We start from the raw sequence: 17,574 nt of genomic DNA, 5'->3' as shown, positions 1-17,574 counted from the left end.
CACTTTTTTCGTATGAAGAGATAGCTATATTCTTGAAGAAATAAAGAGTATGGAGTAACAATAATAAAAAGGGGATGCCTATTTCAAGGCATCCCTGATTTTTCCCACAAGTTCCTTATACATTTTAATTACTTCGTCATGATGTTCATCAATATATTCAAGTCTGTCTTCTTTAACAGCAAATTCCAAACCTTTAGCAGCTTCTGATACAACAGGAGCACCAATAGTCAGGGAGGTTCCTTTTATGGAGTGAGCCACAATCTGGTAGTTTGGCCAATCCTTCGCCTGATAGAAATTTTCCAGTGAAGCAGCTTTATCTTCTGAGATATAAGTCTCAAGTATCTGTCGGTAAAAGCTTTCATCCCCTATTGCAAAATTCAGGCCTGCAGCTGTATCCAGAAATGATAGCTGGGCAATAAAAGGAGAGGACTCATTTTGAGGCACATTCGAATCGTCAGAAGTTACAGTATCCTTTGGTTCATCCTGTTCTGTAAGTGTGACAAGTTCTGGCGGAAGATGCTTAATAACCATATTTTCTAAGGCAGTAGGCTGTATTGGTTTTGAAAGGTAATCATTGAAGCCGCTATCTAAATAATTCCTATCGGCGCCCATAACTACATTAGCTGTAAGCATGATGATAGGTGTATTGTGATTTTTACTTTCGCTGTCATTACGCATATACGTTAACACATCTATACCGTCCATTTCTGGCATCATATGATCGAGAAAAACAATATCGTATTTACGAATTCGCATCATTTCTAAAGCATCCTGACCACTCAATGCGCAGTCAATTTTAATGCCAGTATGTTTTAGCAGACCTGTGAAAACATCCAGATTCATCTGTACATCATCTACTGCAAGAACATGTGCGTTCTCAGCAGTGAAGCTACAGGTGTATCTTTCGCCGGTAATTGAATTATGTCTCTCATTGATGTCACCGACAGGAGAATAATCCGCTACATCGAAAGGAATCCTGACCATGAATTCAGAGCCTTCCCCATATTTACTGGTTACAGAAATTGTACCATTCATAAGGGCTACAAGATTTTTTGTGATAGATAGTCCCAGGCCAGTACCCTGAATTGTTCTGTTTTTATTGAGCTCAAGTCTCTGGAAATTGTCAAAAAGCTTTGATATATCCTTTTCCTGGATACCGATTCCAGTGTCAGTAACGGAAACGTTAAGGATGATTTTATTTCTTCCAACAGGCCGATAATCAGCTTTGATACTGATTGAGCCATACTCGTGAGTATATTTAACTGCATTTGAAATCAGATTTGAAAGAATCTGCTTCAAACGTACATCATCACCAATTAAAGTACATGGAATCTCGCTGTTACATTCAAGCGAAAAATGTTGATTTTTGCTGTGGGTAAGACTCAAAAACAGACTGTAACAATCGTTTAGAGCGCTACCGATATTGAATTCACCCGGGATGATTTCCAGCTTTCCAGATTCAATTTTTGAAAAGTCCAAAACATCATTTATCAATGCCATCAGATTTCTGGAAGCAACGTTAATGTTCTCAGAATATTTTAAAATATTATCATCTTTGCATTCTCTGAGAATCAATTCATTCATGCCGGTGATGACATTGATAGGTGTACGGATTTCATGTGAAATATTGCTGAGGAAGGTTGATTTTGCCGCATTTGCAGCCTGAGCATCTTTTAATAATCTGTTTTCCTCAGTCAAATCTGTGGTAGTAAGGATGTAGCAAAGAGGTTCCTTGTTTTTATCCATTTTGCAACTGAAATTAACAAGTGTGGCTTTGCCTGTTACGTTGGCAGTGAGTCTGTAATCTACAATATTGCCACCTTGCGCAATGCTGAACATTCTGAGGGGTTCGCCACTTTCCAAATCAAATATTTCCTTCAAGCGGATACGATAAGGTTCCACATCCAGACCTAAAATTTTTTTTGCATAGTCATTAGAAAGGGTCAGGTGGTAGTTAGTATCAAAAACCAGAAGTCCAGTTCCAAGTGTGGAGAAAATATCCTTGCTTATGCTGTTGATGGTAATGTAAAAAACCGTGTAGTCGTTTGATGATATATAAAATACAAAAAATGCAAAAGATATTCCAAAACAATAAAAAGCATGTAAAAAAGGGACCTCTTTCATTGAAAAAAACATATCAGGAAGAGATGAGCATGCAAAAATAAAGTTAGACAGGAATATGAAAAATACGAATCTTTTATCTCTCTTATATTTTGTGTGATAAGCCCATAACAATCCTAATATGAAGAAGCAAATTACAACGAGAAGCTGATAAGAATAGTGAAAAAGCTGCCTGTAAGGATCTTTTGCAATGTAAATACAATAGTTGTTGATTCTATAATAATCGTTGCTTTCCGGACTACCATAAATGATTAAATCAAGTAGTGATGCGATGGAGGTTACAACTATCAAAAAAATCTCTGCCAAACGGCTGATTTTGAGACAACTGGAGATAAGAATGAGCTCAGCTACGATATAGATGTCTATGCCTAACAGGCCAATGCTTCTAAACACAAAGGCAGAGCCAATGTTTGGGCTCATGGACATAGTAGAATAGCCGATGGAGCATAAGCCATTACCGATAGCTAAAAGAAATACAGAATATTTAAAAAAGCCTTTTGTATGACGTTCTCTTCTTAAAAAACTAAAACCCAAATGGACGGAGGTAATTCCCACCATCAAGATAATAAGATTTAGAAAAATCATGTTGTTCTGTATGAAATCCATATGTAAATCCCCTTATGAATTAAAAGTAAAAATGCTAATGGTGGAATAAAAAGATTATTCACGCTAATTATAGATAATTTTTGAACAATTTTCATTATCATTCCAAAAGAATTATGATATTATAATAGAAGATTATACTGCGTTATGGGGAGGCAACATGAGAGTAGCAGTTATTGATGACGAAAGTTTGTTTAGAGTACAGCTAAAGATGATGATAGATAAAATTTCTTCATCACGAGATTTGCACCTGGAGGTTGAGGAGTTTGAGTCAGGCCCTCAGTTTGTTGAAGCATTAGGAGAGCGTCGATTTGATGTTGTATTTATGGACATATTCATGCCGGGGATGAATGGCATAGACGCAGCCAGAAAGATGAGGGAATTATCGGATAGGACATTCCTTATTTTTATGACAGCGTCAGATGATCATTATCCCGATGCGTTTTCGCTACATGCTTTCGATTATGTGACGAAACCTTTCACATATGAGCGAATAGATTACCTTGTCACAGAAATTGTGGCCCATACTCCGATAGATGCTTTCTTCATAAAAATCACAGTTGGAAACGTAGACGAGAAAATCTATTTAAAAAATATTATCTCTGTAACTACAGACGGACACTATCTTGAAATTCACAAGGATGATGCAAGCACTTCAAGGGTTCGCATGACTTCAGGCGAATTTTTAGAGGTTGTTGGTACTGACAGGCGATTCATTATAGTTAACCGCGGAATCATAATTAACATTGATTACATTGGTAAACTCGAAGGGAATGAAGTACATATGCAGGATAGGACCATTTTCCCTATCTCGGCAAAAAGGGTTTCAGAGGTAAAACAAAAAATCAACGATTATAAATTTAATAATAATTAGTTATCGGATATTAATTAAAATGGAACGAGTGTTGATATTGCCAAAATAAATCATATTTTGCCAATTCGCATACGTTCCATTATTATTTTGTTAAATTATTATGGAGAGACTGATGTAATTAATGATTAGAACAATTAAGGGTAGTTGTTTATGAATAACCGGACGGTACAAATGATGTCCATCGGTTTGTCTGTTGCAGCATTGATGGGACAGGTTAGTTTAACCGCCTACGCAGAAGAAATCGATACTGAGGAGAATGCACCAGAGCATCTGGAGCAGGTATCAGTAACAAACGATGAGACAGTGGCTGACGCCGAGACAATTGCAGATGAGGCCTGTGAAGCCATGGATGAAGCTCAAGAAGCTACCCAGGCTGCAGTTAGTGAAACAGAAACTGCGGTTGGTACTCTTGAAAGTCAGGAGATATCAGCTGAAGATGCACAGACCGTTGTAGAAAACGCATCCAATGCCGTAGATTCAGCAGAACAGGAATTGGAAAATGCAGAAAATAAATATAATCAGCTTGTATCCGAGTATGATAAAGCAAAAGCTGAGTACGAAAATGCAGCATTAGCTTATGCTGTAGAATTACAAGCTACACAAAGCTCTCTTGAGGACGCTGAGGGGGGCTTGGCTGAAGCAGAGGCGAGACTTCACCAGCTTGAGCAGGAAATCGCCGCAGCCAGAGAGAGCATATATGAATATACTGACGCTGATGGCCAGGTGCTTCAGCTTACAGCGGAAGAAGCTGAAGCATTAAATGGACAAATAGCAATCGATAATTATTGGACAATAGACGGAACTTATGTGCCTAGATACATAGAGTACATGAGATACACCGGTGTCCGTGATGCCAGAGTATATAATCCCATATCTGCCGTTGAAGATGGGAAGCAATATGTTGAAGATGAATTTAAATACAATCGAGAGTACTATAAGACTTCTATAGAATTCAATGACGATTGGGAGACTGAAAAAAATCCCCATAAAAGGACATATGAAACTACTGGTACTTTTAAAGCATCTTACAATAAGACGATAGAGAAAAACGGCTATGAAGTAAGCGATACCATCAAGGAGAGTCATTATTCATCTGAGAATGAGGCTGTTGATGCAGTAATAGACGAAGCTAAAAAGCTTCACGGTGCTGCAACAATTGATATGGAAGACAGCAGACTCAATCCTGCTAATGTCACTCTTTATTCAGAAATTGTTGAAAAATATAAATATCTTGTGGGCGATGAAGCTGACTATAACAAACTTATAGCCGATGCAGAGCTGGCTAAAACACAGATGAAGGCTGCCAGAGAAAAGGTTAGAGATATTCAAAATAAGCTGGATAATCTTAAAGATGATGACAGCGTTCTGGCACTGGTTCAGGTGACGTATCTGGAGAGCAGACTTGAAGCAGCCACAGCCTCATACAACCAGGCCAAAGAAAATCTTATCGTAGCAAATAAAAATCTACAGGATGCCAAAGACATCTATGCAAATAAATATCAGCAAGCTCCAGAGGAAAAGCAACCAGAAGCATCACCTTCAGAATCTACTGACGCAGAAATCGTACCATCTGAAGAGGATATTCCAGAGGAGATTTTGCCTGAAACAGAGATTGATGATAAAGAAAAAAGGGATGTTATCGAAAAAGTGCCACAAAAGATATCTTCTAGTGGTGGAAATTCTGATGAATCCTGGTATGAAGCAGCCCCTGTGATATCTCTCCCAAAACAGGTTGAGGTAGAGGAAACTGTAGAAGAGCCACAGGAAGAGATTATTGATCTTTTGCCATTCCTAAATAGTGATGACACTGTATCGCAGGATGGAGGAAGACATCAGGATACAGTTTACCAGGATAGTGAAAGTCTGGAACTGCAGGATGACACTGCTATTGAAGAACCCGTTTTATCATCAGATGAAACCATTACCATACCTGATGGAGCCACACCAAAGGATATAACCCTGTCAGGTTTAAAACAGCATCGTAAGTGGTTTGTTGGTTTGGCAGGTATAGCAGGTACAGGAGGCATTGGAATAGGTATATTCGAAGCCAGACGCCGTGCAATTGCGAAAATACTGGATAAATTGAATCAATAATAGAGTATTTCACACATTTGCCAAACAGAAGAAGATTGTGCCAAATTATTGTTTAGGCTATTCAACAGTGGTAAAGTACCTATGTAAGGTGTTGTTCACAAAATGTTCACATTTTTGAGAGGGAGTAGTGTGACATTACGTGGGTGAGAAGAATGAGGTAGAATGTTATGAAAGTGTTGATCTTGAAGATGAAAATGCTAAAAACTATGATGGAAAATTGTAGAGCAAGACGGCGCCTCAAGAAGTTCGAAAACATGAGGGACCGTTAATTCATCCACATCGACATTAAAGCAAAATTAGACTTACATAGTTTTGCTTTAACACTGATACCAGCTGATTTTTCAGCTGGTATTTTTGTATTCAAAAATAAACTTTTTAAATCGCGATTTTATGATATAGTTAGATTGTGAAAAAATAAACGAAGTGGATTTGGTTACATAAAAAATACATAAGTTTAGGCTATAATATTTCACAAACTGGCAAACTGGTTACCTAGGTGTAACTTGTAAATAAACTGGCAAAAGTATTGTAAAAGGAGAAAAATATGGTTACTTCAGATCAAAGCATAGTTAGATTGAAGCACAACATTATGGAAGAAGTTTGTAAGCTCGCATGGGCTGGCGAGCTTGACGCAGAGCACAAAGAGGCTGTTTGCTACGAAATCATTCCTGGACCTAGACCAACATATCGTTGTTGCGTTTACAAGGAAAGAGAAATCGTTAGACAGAGAGTTATCCTTTCTTGTGCAGAGAATCTTCCAACAAATCCAGATTCAAAGAACGTAGTTCAGGTTATCCAGCCTGCATGTGATGACTGTTCAATCGCATCTTATTCAGTTACAGACAACTGCCGTTTCTGTCTCGGCAAGGCTTGTCTCAATTCTTGTAAGTTCGGTGCTATTTCTCCAGGTGAGAGAAGAATGCACATCGATCCTACAAAATGTAAGGAATGTGGTATGTGTGCTAAGGAATGCCCTTATCAGGCAATCGTTCATCTTGAGAGACCATGTAAGAAGGCTTGCCCTGTTGGCGCTATCTCTTACGATGAGTACGGTCACTGCGTAATCGACGATGAGAAGTGTATCTCATGTGGTCACTGTATCCACAGCTGTCCATTCGGTGCTATTGGTTCTAAGACATACCTTGTACACATCATCAAGGCTATTCTTGAAGGCAAGAAGGTATATGCTATGTGCGCACCTGCTACAGAGGGACAGTTCGGCGAGGACATCTCAATGGCAGCAGTTAAGGAAGCTTGCAAGAAGATTGGCTTCACAGATATGGTAGAAGTTGGTCTCGGTGGAGATATGACAGCAGCTTACGAGTCTGCTGAGTGGTACGAGGCCAAGGAAGAAGGACGTAAGATGACTACATCTTGCTGCCCAGCTTTCATCAACATGCTTAGAAAGCACTTCCCAGAGCAGTTCGAGAACAACATGTCTTCAACAATCTCACCTATGTGTGCTATCTCACGTCTTCTTAAGGCTACACAGGGCGACGATGTAGTTACAGTATTCGTTGGACCATGTATCGCAAAGAAATCTGAAGCTGCAGATGAGACAGTTCCAGGAAATGCAGATTACGTAATTACATTTGGTGAGCTTCGTGCATTAATGCGTTCTAAGGGCGTTGAGTTCGAGCCAGTAGATGAGAACTACCAGGAGTCATCTACATTTGGTAAGCACTTCGCTTCTTCAGGCGGTGTTGCAAAGGCTGTTATCGAGTGCATGCAGGAGCGTGGACAGAACACAGACGATATCAAGCTTATGCAGTGCGCAGGTGGAGCTGAGTGTAAGAAGGCACTTATGCTTCTCAAGAGCGGCAAGCTCGATGTAGACTTCATCGAAGGTATGATTTGTGAAGGTGGTTGCGTTGGTGGTCCTTCAAAGCATAAGGCAGAGAGAGAAATCATCAAGGCTAGAACAGGTCTTATCAATAAGGCTGATGGACGTAAGATCCTTGAAAACCTTGAAAATTACCCAATGGATAAATTCTCTATGTATAGAGATGGACATATGGAATAAAAGTCTGATTTATGGCTCCCAGAAATGGGAGCCATTTTTATTTAGTAAAGGAAATAACAGCTTATGTTTAATTTTGCTAATTCTATATGATAATAATTGTTTAAATATACAAAAAGAAGCTTCTATATTGACGCAGGAGCAGACCTGCGTTATTATTTAACCATGAACTGGAAACGTTACCAGTAACGTTTCCAAATAATTCTCAGAAGTGGATTAGGCCCCACAGAGTTTTAGTTCAATAAATAATTGATTTGGGAAAGTAAGGAAGGAAAACCATATGACAATCAAAGATATCGCACGACTGGCAGGGGTGAGTGTGAGCACGGTGTCACGTGTATTAAATGATCATCCAGATGTCAGCGATACTGCTAAGGAAAAAGTACGTGCAATTGTAAAAGAATACAATTACATACCAAATACCAGTGCCAGGGAGTTGGGAAAAAGTACTTCAGAAAATATAGGTGTAGTAGTGCGAGGAATGTCAAATCCTTTCTACACAAAGATTATTACAGAAATAGGGGATAAAATCGAAAGAGCTGGCTATACCATGGTGATGCAGCAAATAGGAGCAAACGATGATGAAATCTTTGCAGCTGCAAAAATGGAGCGAGACAAAAAACTTCTAGGAATTATCTTTCTTGGTGGTCGTTTGAATTATTCTAAAAAGCAGCTTTCCAGTATTAATGTACCATTTGTATGCTGTACATTTAATAATCAGTACGGAGATGTTGACAAATCAGATTATTCCAGCGTTTGTATTGATGATAATCAGGCTGCCCATGATGCAGTTGAATATCTTTATAAAGAAGGCCATAGAAAAATAGCAGTTCTTCTGGCAGGACCTGAAGATGGTTCTGTTAGTCAGGTCAGATTTGAAGGCTACATAAGAGCCTTAAAAGATTTTGAAATTGAATTAGATGAAAATCTAATTATATCCATAAATAGTTTTAACATTGCAGATGCCTATGAAGGCATGAAAACATGGCTAGCTGAAAAGCATGAGTTTACAGCATTGTTTGCAATTTCAGATAACATGGCTATGGGTGCCATGAAAGCAATTAGGGAAGCGGGAATGAATGTTCCAAATGACGTGGCAGTTATTGCCATAGATGGAATTGAAGCTTCCGAATACATGAACCCAGTGCTTACAACACTTTGCCAGCCGATGGAAAAAATGGGTGCTGAGGCTGTGAGATTGATGGTAGATATCATCAAAGGTGAGAAAACCCATAAACACATTTTACTGCCAACCATTTTACGACAGGGTGAATCTCTGAAGATGGTACAGTAAATTTATTAAAATCGATGTTTATTGCTAAATGCAATTTACATATATAGAAGAGTTTTTCTTCCCAAAACATTAATGATTCCTTGAATTAAAGGAATCAACGGATTGGAGGGTGAGGCCTAACACCCTCCATTTTTCGAGAAAATACTATGGAATATAACTATTAATCCATTTGCATTAAATAATAAAAGGAGAACACACATGAAAAGAAGTAGCGGTATTTTGATGCCTGTATCTTCATTGCCATCACCTTATGGTATTGGTACTTTTGGTAAAGCAGCTTATGATTTCGCTGATTTTTTAAAGGAGGCAGGGCAGAAGTATTGGCAGGTGCTTCCACTTGGTCCTACCAGCTATGGAGATAGCCCTTACCAGAGCTTTTCTACATTTGCTGGAAATCCATACTTTATCGATTTAGACATGTTAATTGAAGACGGTTTGCTCACTCAGGAGGAAGTAGATGCTGAGAACTGGGGCACAAATCCTAGATATGTTGATTATGGCCAGATTTATGAGAGCCGTTTTAAGGTATTAGAGAAGGCAAAAGAAAGAGGCTACAAGGATTCTCTTGATGCAATTGCAGCTTTTAAAGAGAAAAATCCATGGGTTGAAAATTATGCCTTGTTTATGTCTATCAAGAAGCATTTTGGCCAGAAGAGCTGGCAGGAATGGCCTGAGGAAGATATCCGTTTACACGAGGCAGCTGCAGTTGAAAAATACCAAAAGCTTCTAAGTGATGATATAGAATTCTTTATTTACATTCAGTATCTGTTCTTTGAACAGTGGGATAAGCTTAAAAAATATATCAATGGTCTTGGCATCGATGTAATCGGTGATTTACCAATTTATGTTGCACTGGATTCATGTGATGTGTGGTCAGAGCCTGAATTCTTCAGTTTGGACGAGGAGAACTATCCGGTTGAAGTAGCAGGTGTACCACCAGATTATTTCAGCGAGGATGGTCAGCTTTGGGGTAATCCATGCTACAACTGGAAGGCTCTTAAAGCAGATAAATATCGTTGGTGGATTCGTCGTATCGAGGGAGCAGGCAAGCTTTATGATGTGCTTCGTATAGATCATTTCAGAGGCTTCGATGAATATTGGGCTATTCCTGCAAAGGATGATACTGCTAAAAATGGTAAGTGGAAAAAGGGTCCTGGTATGGATTTAGTTGGTCTTCTTTCAAAGAAGTTCCCTAACATTGAATTCATCGCAGAGGATTTAGGAGAGCCATCACCTACAGTTGTACAGCTTCTTGAGGATAGCGGATGGCCAGGTATGAAGGTATTAGAGTTCGCCTTTGATTCAGGTGAGGCTAATAACTATCAGCCACATACTTATGATAAGAATTGCATTTGTTATACAGGAACTCACGATAATGCCACAGTTATGGAGTGGTACGAGGAAGCCAAGAGAAAGGATAGAAATTACGCAAAGAAGTATCTTGGAATTTCTAGATCCGAAGGTTTTAATTGGGGCCTAATCCGTGGAGGAATGAGCTCTGTTGCTAATCTTTTTGTAGCTCAGATTCAGGACTACTTAGGACTTGGCAAATATAATCGTATTAACGTTCCAGGAACCAAGAGCGGTAACTGGCAGTGGAGATTATTATCTGATGAGTTAGATGATAAATTGGCGGAAAAGATTTATGGAATTTCCGTAATGTATGACCGCGCTGTAAAGCCTAAAAAGGAAGAGACAGCACAGGCAGCAGAAAAGGTCGAAAAGGCTGAACAGGCTGAAAAGTCAGAAGCTTCAGCAAAAAAAGCTAATTAATCTTCTTTTTCATATACTTTCTTCTTCGAAGATGCTTCCCCAGTGTTTTGGGGGAGCATTTTTTGCCTTAAAAATAATAATATGGTAAACTAATGCAGACTTTTAGGAGGACACGAAATGAAAAATAGATTATTAGCATTTTTCCTTGTGACTGTAATGGCCGTATCTATGGTAGCCTGCGGCAAGGAATCTGCAGAAAAAGCTGAGACTAAAACAGAAAAGACTAAGACTGATGCTAAGCCAGTTGAATATGATGTAGATGAGTATGTAACTCTTGGAGATTACAAGGGCGTTGAAGTCACACTGACTGGCACATACGATTTTACTGAAGAGGGCCTTGATGAATACGTATCAAAGACTATTGCAGATGCAAGCGTTTACGTTGAGGACACATCAAAAACAGAAGTAGAGGAAGATTCTATCATCAATGTTGATTACGTAGGTTCCCAGGATGGTGTAGCATTTGATGGCGGTTCAGCAGAAAATCAGATGATTGATGTTGCTGGCAACTGCGCAGCAGGTGGAACTGGTGGCTATATCGATGGCTTCACATCAGGATTGGCAGGACATTCAGTAGGAGAGGAAGTAGCTTATGAGGTTACATTCCCAGAGCAGTACGGTAATGCTGATTTAGCTGGTCAGACAGTTATCTTCACCTTCCAGATTAACTATGTGGCTAAGGCTATCGAAAGCAAGGCTGACTTAACAGATGATATTGTTAAAGAAAACTTTGGTTCAGATACAGTTGATGAGTACATTGATTCATTAACAGAACAGTACAAAAGCAAGCTTGAGTCTGATTATGAAAATGATGTTCAGACATCTGTGCTAAATACAATTATCAACAACAGCAAGGTTTCAAAGGTTCCAGAAGAACTGGTACAGGCCAGAGTTGATATGTACCTTAATTTGCTTGAAATGCAGTGTAAGCAGTACAACACCACAACAAAGGATTACCTGGATTCCATGGGCCAGGATTATGATGAATATGTAGAGAATGTAAAGAGCAACCTCAATGACTCCCTTACAGAAGAATTAATTCTTGAAGCTATTGCAAAAAAAGAAGGTATGGAAGTTGATGCAGAAGGCTATGAGAAATTCATCGCAAACCTTGTAGCATCAACAGGCAGCAAGGATGAGGATGCTTTCTATGAGGTGTACACAGTGGACAACTACGATGGGAAACGTTATTTCCGTCAGCAGTACCTTATCCAGAAGGCAGTACAGTTCTGCGTGGATAATGCAGTAGTTACAAAGGGCGAAGCAGAGGAGAACTAGGAAAAGACTTTATATTTTAGGCAATTTGTAGTATAATTTACTAACCTGAGGGTTACTAAGCGTAGTAATCACAATATGAAAGGAGTTTTCATTATGGAACACATCAAAACACTTAATACTGCTAGATTACAGAACACTGTAAAGGAAGGCGGATGCGGCGAGTGCCAGACATCATGCCAGTCAGCTTGCAAGACATCTTGCACAGTTGGTAACCAGAGCTGTGAGCATTCAAAGTAATAGCTTACAAACAATAAAGTAATAACAACGCAGACCGGACCTTGTCTTTTAGACAGGGACGGTCTATTGTGCGTTTATGAAAGGACATTTTTTAGTGATACATCAGTTCAAAAACAATGGATATAACATTGTTATAGATATTAATAGCGGCGCCATTCATGTTGTAGACGAAATCACTTACGATTTCCTTGCTCTCTGGCAGGAGAAGGGACGTGACGAGGCACTTTCACAGATGAAAACAGACCATCCTGAGGTGGCTGAATCAGAACTTTTAGAGATTCAGTCAGAAATCGATAGTCTCATTGAGGATGGCTCATTATTTACCACAGACAATTACGAGCCAAGGATTGCAGATTTCACAGCACGTCCTACAGTTGTAAAGGCTCTTTGCTTACATATAACCCACGATTGTAACCTTGCCTGCAAGTACTGCTTTGCAGAAGAAGGCGAGTACCACACAGGAAAGCGTGAGCTTATGACCTACGAGGTCGGCAAGCAGGCTCTTGATTTCCTTGTTGCCAATTCGGGCACACGTCGCAATCTTGAGGTTGACTTCTTTGGTGGAGAGCCTCTCATGAACTGGCAGGTGGTTAAGGATTTAGTTGCCTATGGCCGCTCCATCGAAAAAGAAAAAAATAAAAACTTCAGATTTACACTCACCACAAATGGTGTGCTTTTAAATGATGAGATTCAGGAATTCGCTAATAAAGAGATGGCAAACGTGGTTCTCAGCTGCGATGGTCGTCCAGAAATCCACAATCTCATGCGCCCATTCAAAAAGGGTGCACCAAGCTACGAGCTTGTTATGCCAAAGTTCAAAAAGCTTGCTGAGTCAAGAAATCAAGATAAATACTACATCCGTGGTACATTCACCAGAAATAACCTTGATTTCTCGAAGGATGTTATTCATCTTGCAGATGAAGGCTTCAAGCAGATTTCTGTAGAGCCTGTAGTTGCTCAGGAGACAGACGATTACGCTATCCGCGAGGAGGATTTACCAAAGCTCTTTAAGGAGTACGATGATCTTGCCGCAGAGATGATGCGTCGTCAGGGCACAGATGAGGACTTCAACTTCTTCCACTTTATGATTGATTTGGAAGGTGGCCCATGTGTTTACAAGCGTCTTTCTGGCTGTGGTTCAGGAACAGAATACATGGCAGTCACTCCTACTGGTGAGCTTTATCCTTGCCATCAGTTCGTTGGTAACACAGATTTCTGTCTTGGCGATGTATTTACAGGAGTTAAAAAGAAGGAAGTCGTTAATGAATTCAAGCACTGCAACGTATACGCGAAGGAAGAGTGCAAGAATTGTTTCGCACGTTTCTATTGCAGCGGAGGCTGTGCAGCAAATGCATTTAATTTCACAGGAAGTATCCTTGGAAACTATCATGTGGGCTGCGAGCTTCAAAAGAAACGTATCGAATGTGCAATCGCTCTCAAGGTACACAAGAGCGAGCTGGACGAAAAATCAAAAGAGGCCTAACCTCTTTTAACTGCGAAAGCAGTCATAAATAAACGATAGGAGAATAAATAATGAAACGTTTGAAAAAAGGACAGGGGATTGCCTGGCTTGTTGCGTTTGTAGCTCTCTTGGGTGTACTTGGCTACTGCGCAGCTGCCGTACTTACAGGCACAATTAAGGAAAATGAGGACAGCCTCAAGCTTGGTCTTGACCTTGATGGTGGTGTCAGCATTACATACGAGGCAGTTGGAGATAAGCCTACTGATGAGCAGATGGCAGATACAATCCTCAAGCTTCAGCAGCGTATTGAAAATGATCTTGGTGAGGAAAGCTCAACAACAGAAGCAAATGTTTACCGCGTAGGTGACAGACGAATCACAGTTGAGATTCCAGGCGTTTCAGATGCTAATGCATTATTGGAGGAGTTGGGAACTCCTGGTACACTTTACTTCATCGCTCAGAAAGACAACGATGGTAATGAAAACTACAGCTATGGTGCTGAAGGATATGCACTTAACTACGATATCCAGACACTTATTGACAATGGTTCAGTTATAGCTACTGGTACTAATGTAAAGAGTTCTCAGGCAGGTAGCCAGTCAAACAAAACTACCAATGCCACAGAATACGTAGTACAGCTTACATTTGATGATGAAGGCACAAAGGCATTCGCAACTGCTACTCAGGCAGCTGTTCTTACAGGCGAGACAATCGGTATCTACTATGATGGACAGTTTGTCTCAGTTCCAAGAGTTAACTCAGCTATCACAAATGGTAACTGCGTAATCGAAGGAATGGAAAGCTTCGAAGCAGCAGAAAAGCTTGCTTCATATATCCGTATCGGTGGCCTTGACATCGAACTTCAGGAATTAGAGTCACAGGTTGTTGGTGCGCAGCTTGGTTCTGATGCACTTCGTACATCACTTATTGCTGCTGGTGTAGGTCTTGCACTTGTTATGGTATTCCTTATGGTTATGTACCTTGTTCCTGGTGTGGTTGCATCACTTGCACTTGCACTTTACACAGCAATGCTTATCGGAATCCTCAAGGCTTTCGATATCACACTTACACTTCCTGGTATTGCAGGTATGATTCTTTCAATCGGTATGGCGGTTGATGCAAATGTTATCGTATTCGCTCGTATCCGTGAGGAAATCAAAGCTGGTCGTCCAGTTATTTCATCTATAGAGACAGGTTTCTCAAAGGCTCTTTCAGCCATCCTTGATGGAAACATCACAACACTTATTGCAGCAGCAGTTCTTGGATTACTTGGCTCAGGTTCTGTAAAGGGATTTGCAATCACTCTTGCACTCGGTGTTGTTTTATCAATGTTTACAGCACTTGTAATTACACGTATCCTTATGAATTCCTTCTATGCACTTGGTGTTCGTTCTCCAAAGGCGTATGGTAAGGCAAAGGAACCTACAAAGTTCGACTTCGTAGGAAAGAAGGCAGTGTTCCTTACAATCTCAGTTGCAATCATTGCTGCTGGATTTATTACAATGGGTGTATTCAAGGCTACAAGCGGTACAGGACTCAATTTCTCACTTGAGTTTCTTGGTGGTACATCTACAACAGTTGATTTCAATGAGACATATTCACTTGCAGACTTAGATGCAAAGGTTGTTCCAGAAATCGCAAAGGCAATAGATGTCAGCGAAGGAAGTATCCAGACTACTACAGTAGACGGAAGCAATCAGGCAATCTTCAAGACACGTACACTTACACTTGATGAGAGAACAAAGCTCAACGAGATGTTTGAGGAGAGCTTCAGCGTTGCAGAGGAGTCAATCACATCGCAGAGTATCGGTTCTACAATCTCAGGCGAGATGCGTAGCCAGTCTACTATCGCTGTTTTAGTTGCAGTACTTTGCATGCTTGTGTATATTTGGTTCAGATTCAAGGACATTAGATTTGCTTCATCAGCAATCATCGCCCTTGTACATGATGTACTTGTTGTTCTTGCACTTTATGCATTTGCCAGAATCTCAGTTGGTTCTGCATTTATTGCATGTATGCTTACTGTTATTGGTTACTCTGTCAACGATACAATCGTTGTATTTGACCGTATCAGAGAAAACCACAAGTCAATCCGTACAGAAAATACAGATACACTTAAAGAGCTTTGTAACGAGTCATTATCACAGACTCTTTCACGTAGTATTTCAACATCAATCACTACAGCAATCATGGTACTTATGCTTCTCATCCTTGGTGTTTCATCAATCAGAGAATTCGCATTACCACTTCTTGCTGGTGTAGTTGCAGGTACATATTCATCAATCTTTATCGCAACACAGCTTTGGTACATATTAAAGGTTAAGTTTGCAAACAAATAAGATGTAATTATAGATTAGGAGATTTAAAATGATCGACATTAAGTTTTTACGTGAGAACCCAGACGCAGTAAAAGAAAACATTAAGAAAAAATTCCAGGAGCACAAGCTTGGTCTTGTAGATGAAGTTATCGAGCTTGACGACAAGCGTCGTGCTGCTCAGCAGGAAGCTGATGACATGAGAGCAAAGATGAACCAGGCTGCAAAGCAGATTGGCGCTCTTATGGGACAGGGCAAAAAGGATGAGGCTGAGGCTGTAAAGGCTGAGGTCGCTGAGCTCAAGCAGAAAATCAAGGATTTAGAGCCAGTTGAAAAGGAACTTGCTGATAAGGTTGAGGAAATCATGATGAAGATTCCTAACATTATCGATCCTAGCGTTCCAATCGGTCCAGACGATTCTTGCAATGTTGAAATCGAAAAGTTCGGTGAGCCAGTAGTTCCTGATTTTGAGATTCCATATCACACAGATATCATGGAGCGTTTCAATGGTATCGATATGGATGCCGCTGGCAAGGTCGCAGGTAACGGTTTCTATTACTTAATGGGTGATATTGCGCGTCTTCACTCAGCAGTTATTTCTTATGCTCGTGATTTCATGATTGATAGAGGATTCACATATTGCATCCCACCTTTCATGATTCGTTCAAACGTAGTTACTGGTGTTATGTCATTTGAAGAAATGGATGCCATGATGTACAAAATCGAAGGTGAGGATCTTTACCTTATCGGTACATCAGAGCATTCTATGATTGGTAAGTTTATCGACACGCTTAATGATGAAGCAAATCTTCCTTACACTCTTACAAGCTATAGCCCATGCTTCCGTAAGGAAAAGGGTGCTCATGGTATCGAAGAGCGTGGTGTTTACCGTATTCACCAGTTCGAAAAGCAGGAGATGATTGTAGTCTGCAAGCCAGAAGAATCAAAGATGTACTATGACAAGCTTTGGCAGAACACAGTTGATTTATTCCGTAGCCTTGATATTCCTGTACGTACTCTTGAGTGCTGCTCAGGAGACCTTGCAGATCTTAAGGTTAAGTCATGCGACGTAGAGGCATGGTCACCACGTCAGAAGAAATACTTTGAGGTTGGTTCATGCTCTAATCTTGGCGATGCTCAGGCTCGTCGTCTTAAGATTCGTGTTAAGGGTGCTGACGGAAGTAAGTACTTCGCACACACACTTAACAACACAGTAGTTGCTCCACCACGTATGCTTATCGCATTCTTAGAGAATAACCTCCGCGCAGACGGAAGTGTAGCTATCCCTAAGGCACTTCAGCCTTATATGGGTGGCAAGGAAGTATTAGTACCCGTAAAATAAGCTTCGGGTTCGTTAATATCATAAAAAGTACTTAAGTGAGCAATAAAACAAGCTACGCATAGGCTAGGTTTTGAGATGAGCTAGTAGTTAACAAGACTCTATATCTGTTTTTTGAGGAGTATAGCGAAAGCAATCTCAAAAACAGATATAGAGGCTTGTTG

General features: G+C 40.1%; 11 protein-coding genes and 1 pseudogene. 11 read left to right on the top strand and 1 reads right to left on the bottom strand.

Annotated features, from left to right (window positions below; all coding sequences use genetic code 11):
* Positions 1-78 precede the first annotated feature (78 nt).
* Positions 79-2,727 (bottom strand): ATP-binding protein, encoded by a 2,649-nt coding sequence (locus tag BLV53_RS10710; RefSeq protein ID WP_090300694.1) that lies wholly within the window; start codon positions 2,725-2,727, stop codon positions 79-81.
* A gap of 157 nt (positions 2,728-2,884) precedes the next feature.
* On the opposite strand from BLV53_RS10710, the gene BLV53_RS10705 reads away from it, so the two are divergent.
* The 11 genes and pseudogenes from BLV53_RS10705 (at position 2,885) to serS (ending at position 17,413) form a co-directional block, all read left to right on the top strand.
* Positions 2,885-3,598: a LytR/AlgR family response regulator transcription factor gene (locus tag BLV53_RS10705; RefSeq protein ID WP_090300692.1), complete on the top strand. Its 714-nt coding sequence runs from the start codon at positions 2,885-2,887 to the stop codon at positions 3,596-3,598.
* A 150-nt stretch (positions 3,599-3,748) separates the two neighbouring features.
* Positions 3,749-5,692, top strand: a complete 1,944-nt coding sequence (locus BLV53_RS10700) for a hypothetical protein (protein ID WP_139298953.1) — start codon at positions 3,749-3,751, stop codon at positions 5,690-5,692.
* A gap of 544 nt (positions 5,693-6,236) precedes the next feature.
* On the top strand, positions 6,237-7,715 hold the full coding sequence (locus tag BLV53_RS10695) for a 4Fe-4S dicluster domain-containing protein (protein WP_090300688.1): 1,479 nt from the start codon (positions 6,237-6,239) through the stop codon (positions 7,713-7,715).
* A gap of 268 nt (positions 7,716-7,983) precedes the next feature.
* A pseudogene (locus BLV53_RS17575) lies at positions 7,984-8,121 on the top strand (LacI family DNA-binding transcriptional regulator); the annotation flags it as partial.
* A gap of 27 nt (positions 8,122-8,148) precedes the next feature.
* Complete coding sequence (locus BLV53_RS10690; protein WP_278335394.1) at positions 8,149-9,006, top strand: substrate-binding domain-containing protein; 858 nt, start codon at positions 8,149-8,151, stop codon at positions 9,004-9,006.
* Positions 9,007-9,204: 198 nt separating this feature from the next.
* Positions 9,205-10,779, top strand: a complete 1,575-nt coding sequence (gene malQ / locus BLV53_RS10685; protein WP_090300686.1) for a 4-alpha-glucanotransferase — start codon at positions 9,205-9,207, stop codon at positions 10,777-10,779.
* A 117-nt stretch (positions 10,780-10,896) separates the two neighbouring features.
* On the top strand, positions 10,897-12,057 hold the full coding sequence (locus tag BLV53_RS10680; RefSeq protein ID WP_090300685.1) for an FKBP-type peptidyl-prolyl cis-trans isomerase: 1,161 nt from the start codon (positions 10,897-10,899) through the stop codon (positions 12,055-12,057).
* Positions 12,058-12,150: 93 nt separating this feature from the next.
* Complete coding sequence (gene scfA / locus BLV53_RS10675; RefSeq protein WP_015548727.1) at positions 12,151-12,294, top strand: six-cysteine ranthipeptide SCIFF; 144 nt, start codon at positions 12,151-12,153, stop codon at positions 12,292-12,294.
* Positions 12,295-12,388: 94 nt separating this feature from the next.
* Positions 12,389-13,777, top strand: a complete 1,389-nt coding sequence (gene scfB, locus BLV53_RS10670; RefSeq protein ID WP_090300683.1) for a thioether cross-link-forming SCIFF peptide maturase — start codon at positions 12,389-12,391, stop codon at positions 13,775-13,777.
* A gap of 50 nt (positions 13,778-13,827) precedes the next feature.
* Positions 13,828-16,095: a protein translocase subunit SecD gene (gene secD, locus BLV53_RS10665; protein ID WP_242879085.1), complete on the top strand. Its 2,268-nt coding sequence runs from the start codon at positions 13,828-13,830 to the stop codon at positions 16,093-16,095.
* A gap of 28 nt (positions 16,096-16,123) precedes the next feature.
* Positions 16,124-17,413 (top strand): serine--tRNA ligase, encoded by a 1,290-nt coding sequence (serS, locus tag BLV53_RS10660; protein WP_090300681.1) that lies wholly within the window; start codon positions 16,124-16,126, stop codon positions 17,411-17,413.
* Positions 17,414-17,574: the final 161 nt, after the last annotated feature.

Origin of the sequence: Pseudobutyrivibrio sp. ACV-2 (genome assembly GCF_900107545.1) — a bacterium.
GTDB lineage: Bacteria > Bacillota > Clostridia > Lachnospirales > Lachnospiraceae > Pseudobutyrivibrio.
This window is presented reverse-complemented; position numbering and strand designations above follow the sequence as displayed.

Coding starts and splice junctions, on each gene's coding strand:
- BLV53_RS10710 (WP_090300694.1), bottom strand. CDS start 2,727: ATGGATTTCATACAGAACAACATGATTTTTCTAAATCTTATTATCTTG.
- BLV53_RS10705 (WP_090300692.1), top strand. CDS start 2,885: ATGAGAGTAGCAGTTATTGATGACGAAAGTTTGTTTAGAGTACAGCTA.
- BLV53_RS10700 (WP_139298953.1), top strand. CDS start 3,749: ATGAATAACCGGACGGTACAAATGATGTCCATCGGTTTGTCTGTTGCA.
- BLV53_RS10695 (WP_090300688.1), top strand. CDS start 6,237: ATGGTTACTTCAGATCAAAGCATAGTTAGATTGAAGCACAACATTATG.
- malQ (WP_090300686.1), top strand. CDS start 9,205: ATGAAAAGAAGTAGCGGTATTTTGATGCCTGTATCTTCATTGCCATCA.
- BLV53_RS10680 (WP_090300685.1), top strand. CDS start 10,897: ATGAAAAATAGATTATTAGCATTTTTCCTTGTGACTGTAATGGCCGTA.
- scfA (WP_015548727.1), top strand. CDS start 12,151: ATGGAACACATCAAAACACTTAATACTGCTAGATTACAGAACACTGTA.
- secD (WP_242879085.1), top strand. CDS start 13,828: ATGAAACGTTTGAAAAAAGGACAGGGGATTGCCTGGCTTGTTGCGTTT.
- serS (WP_090300681.1), top strand. CDS start 16,124: ATGATCGACATTAAGTTTTTACGTGAGAACCCAGACGCAGTAAAAGAA.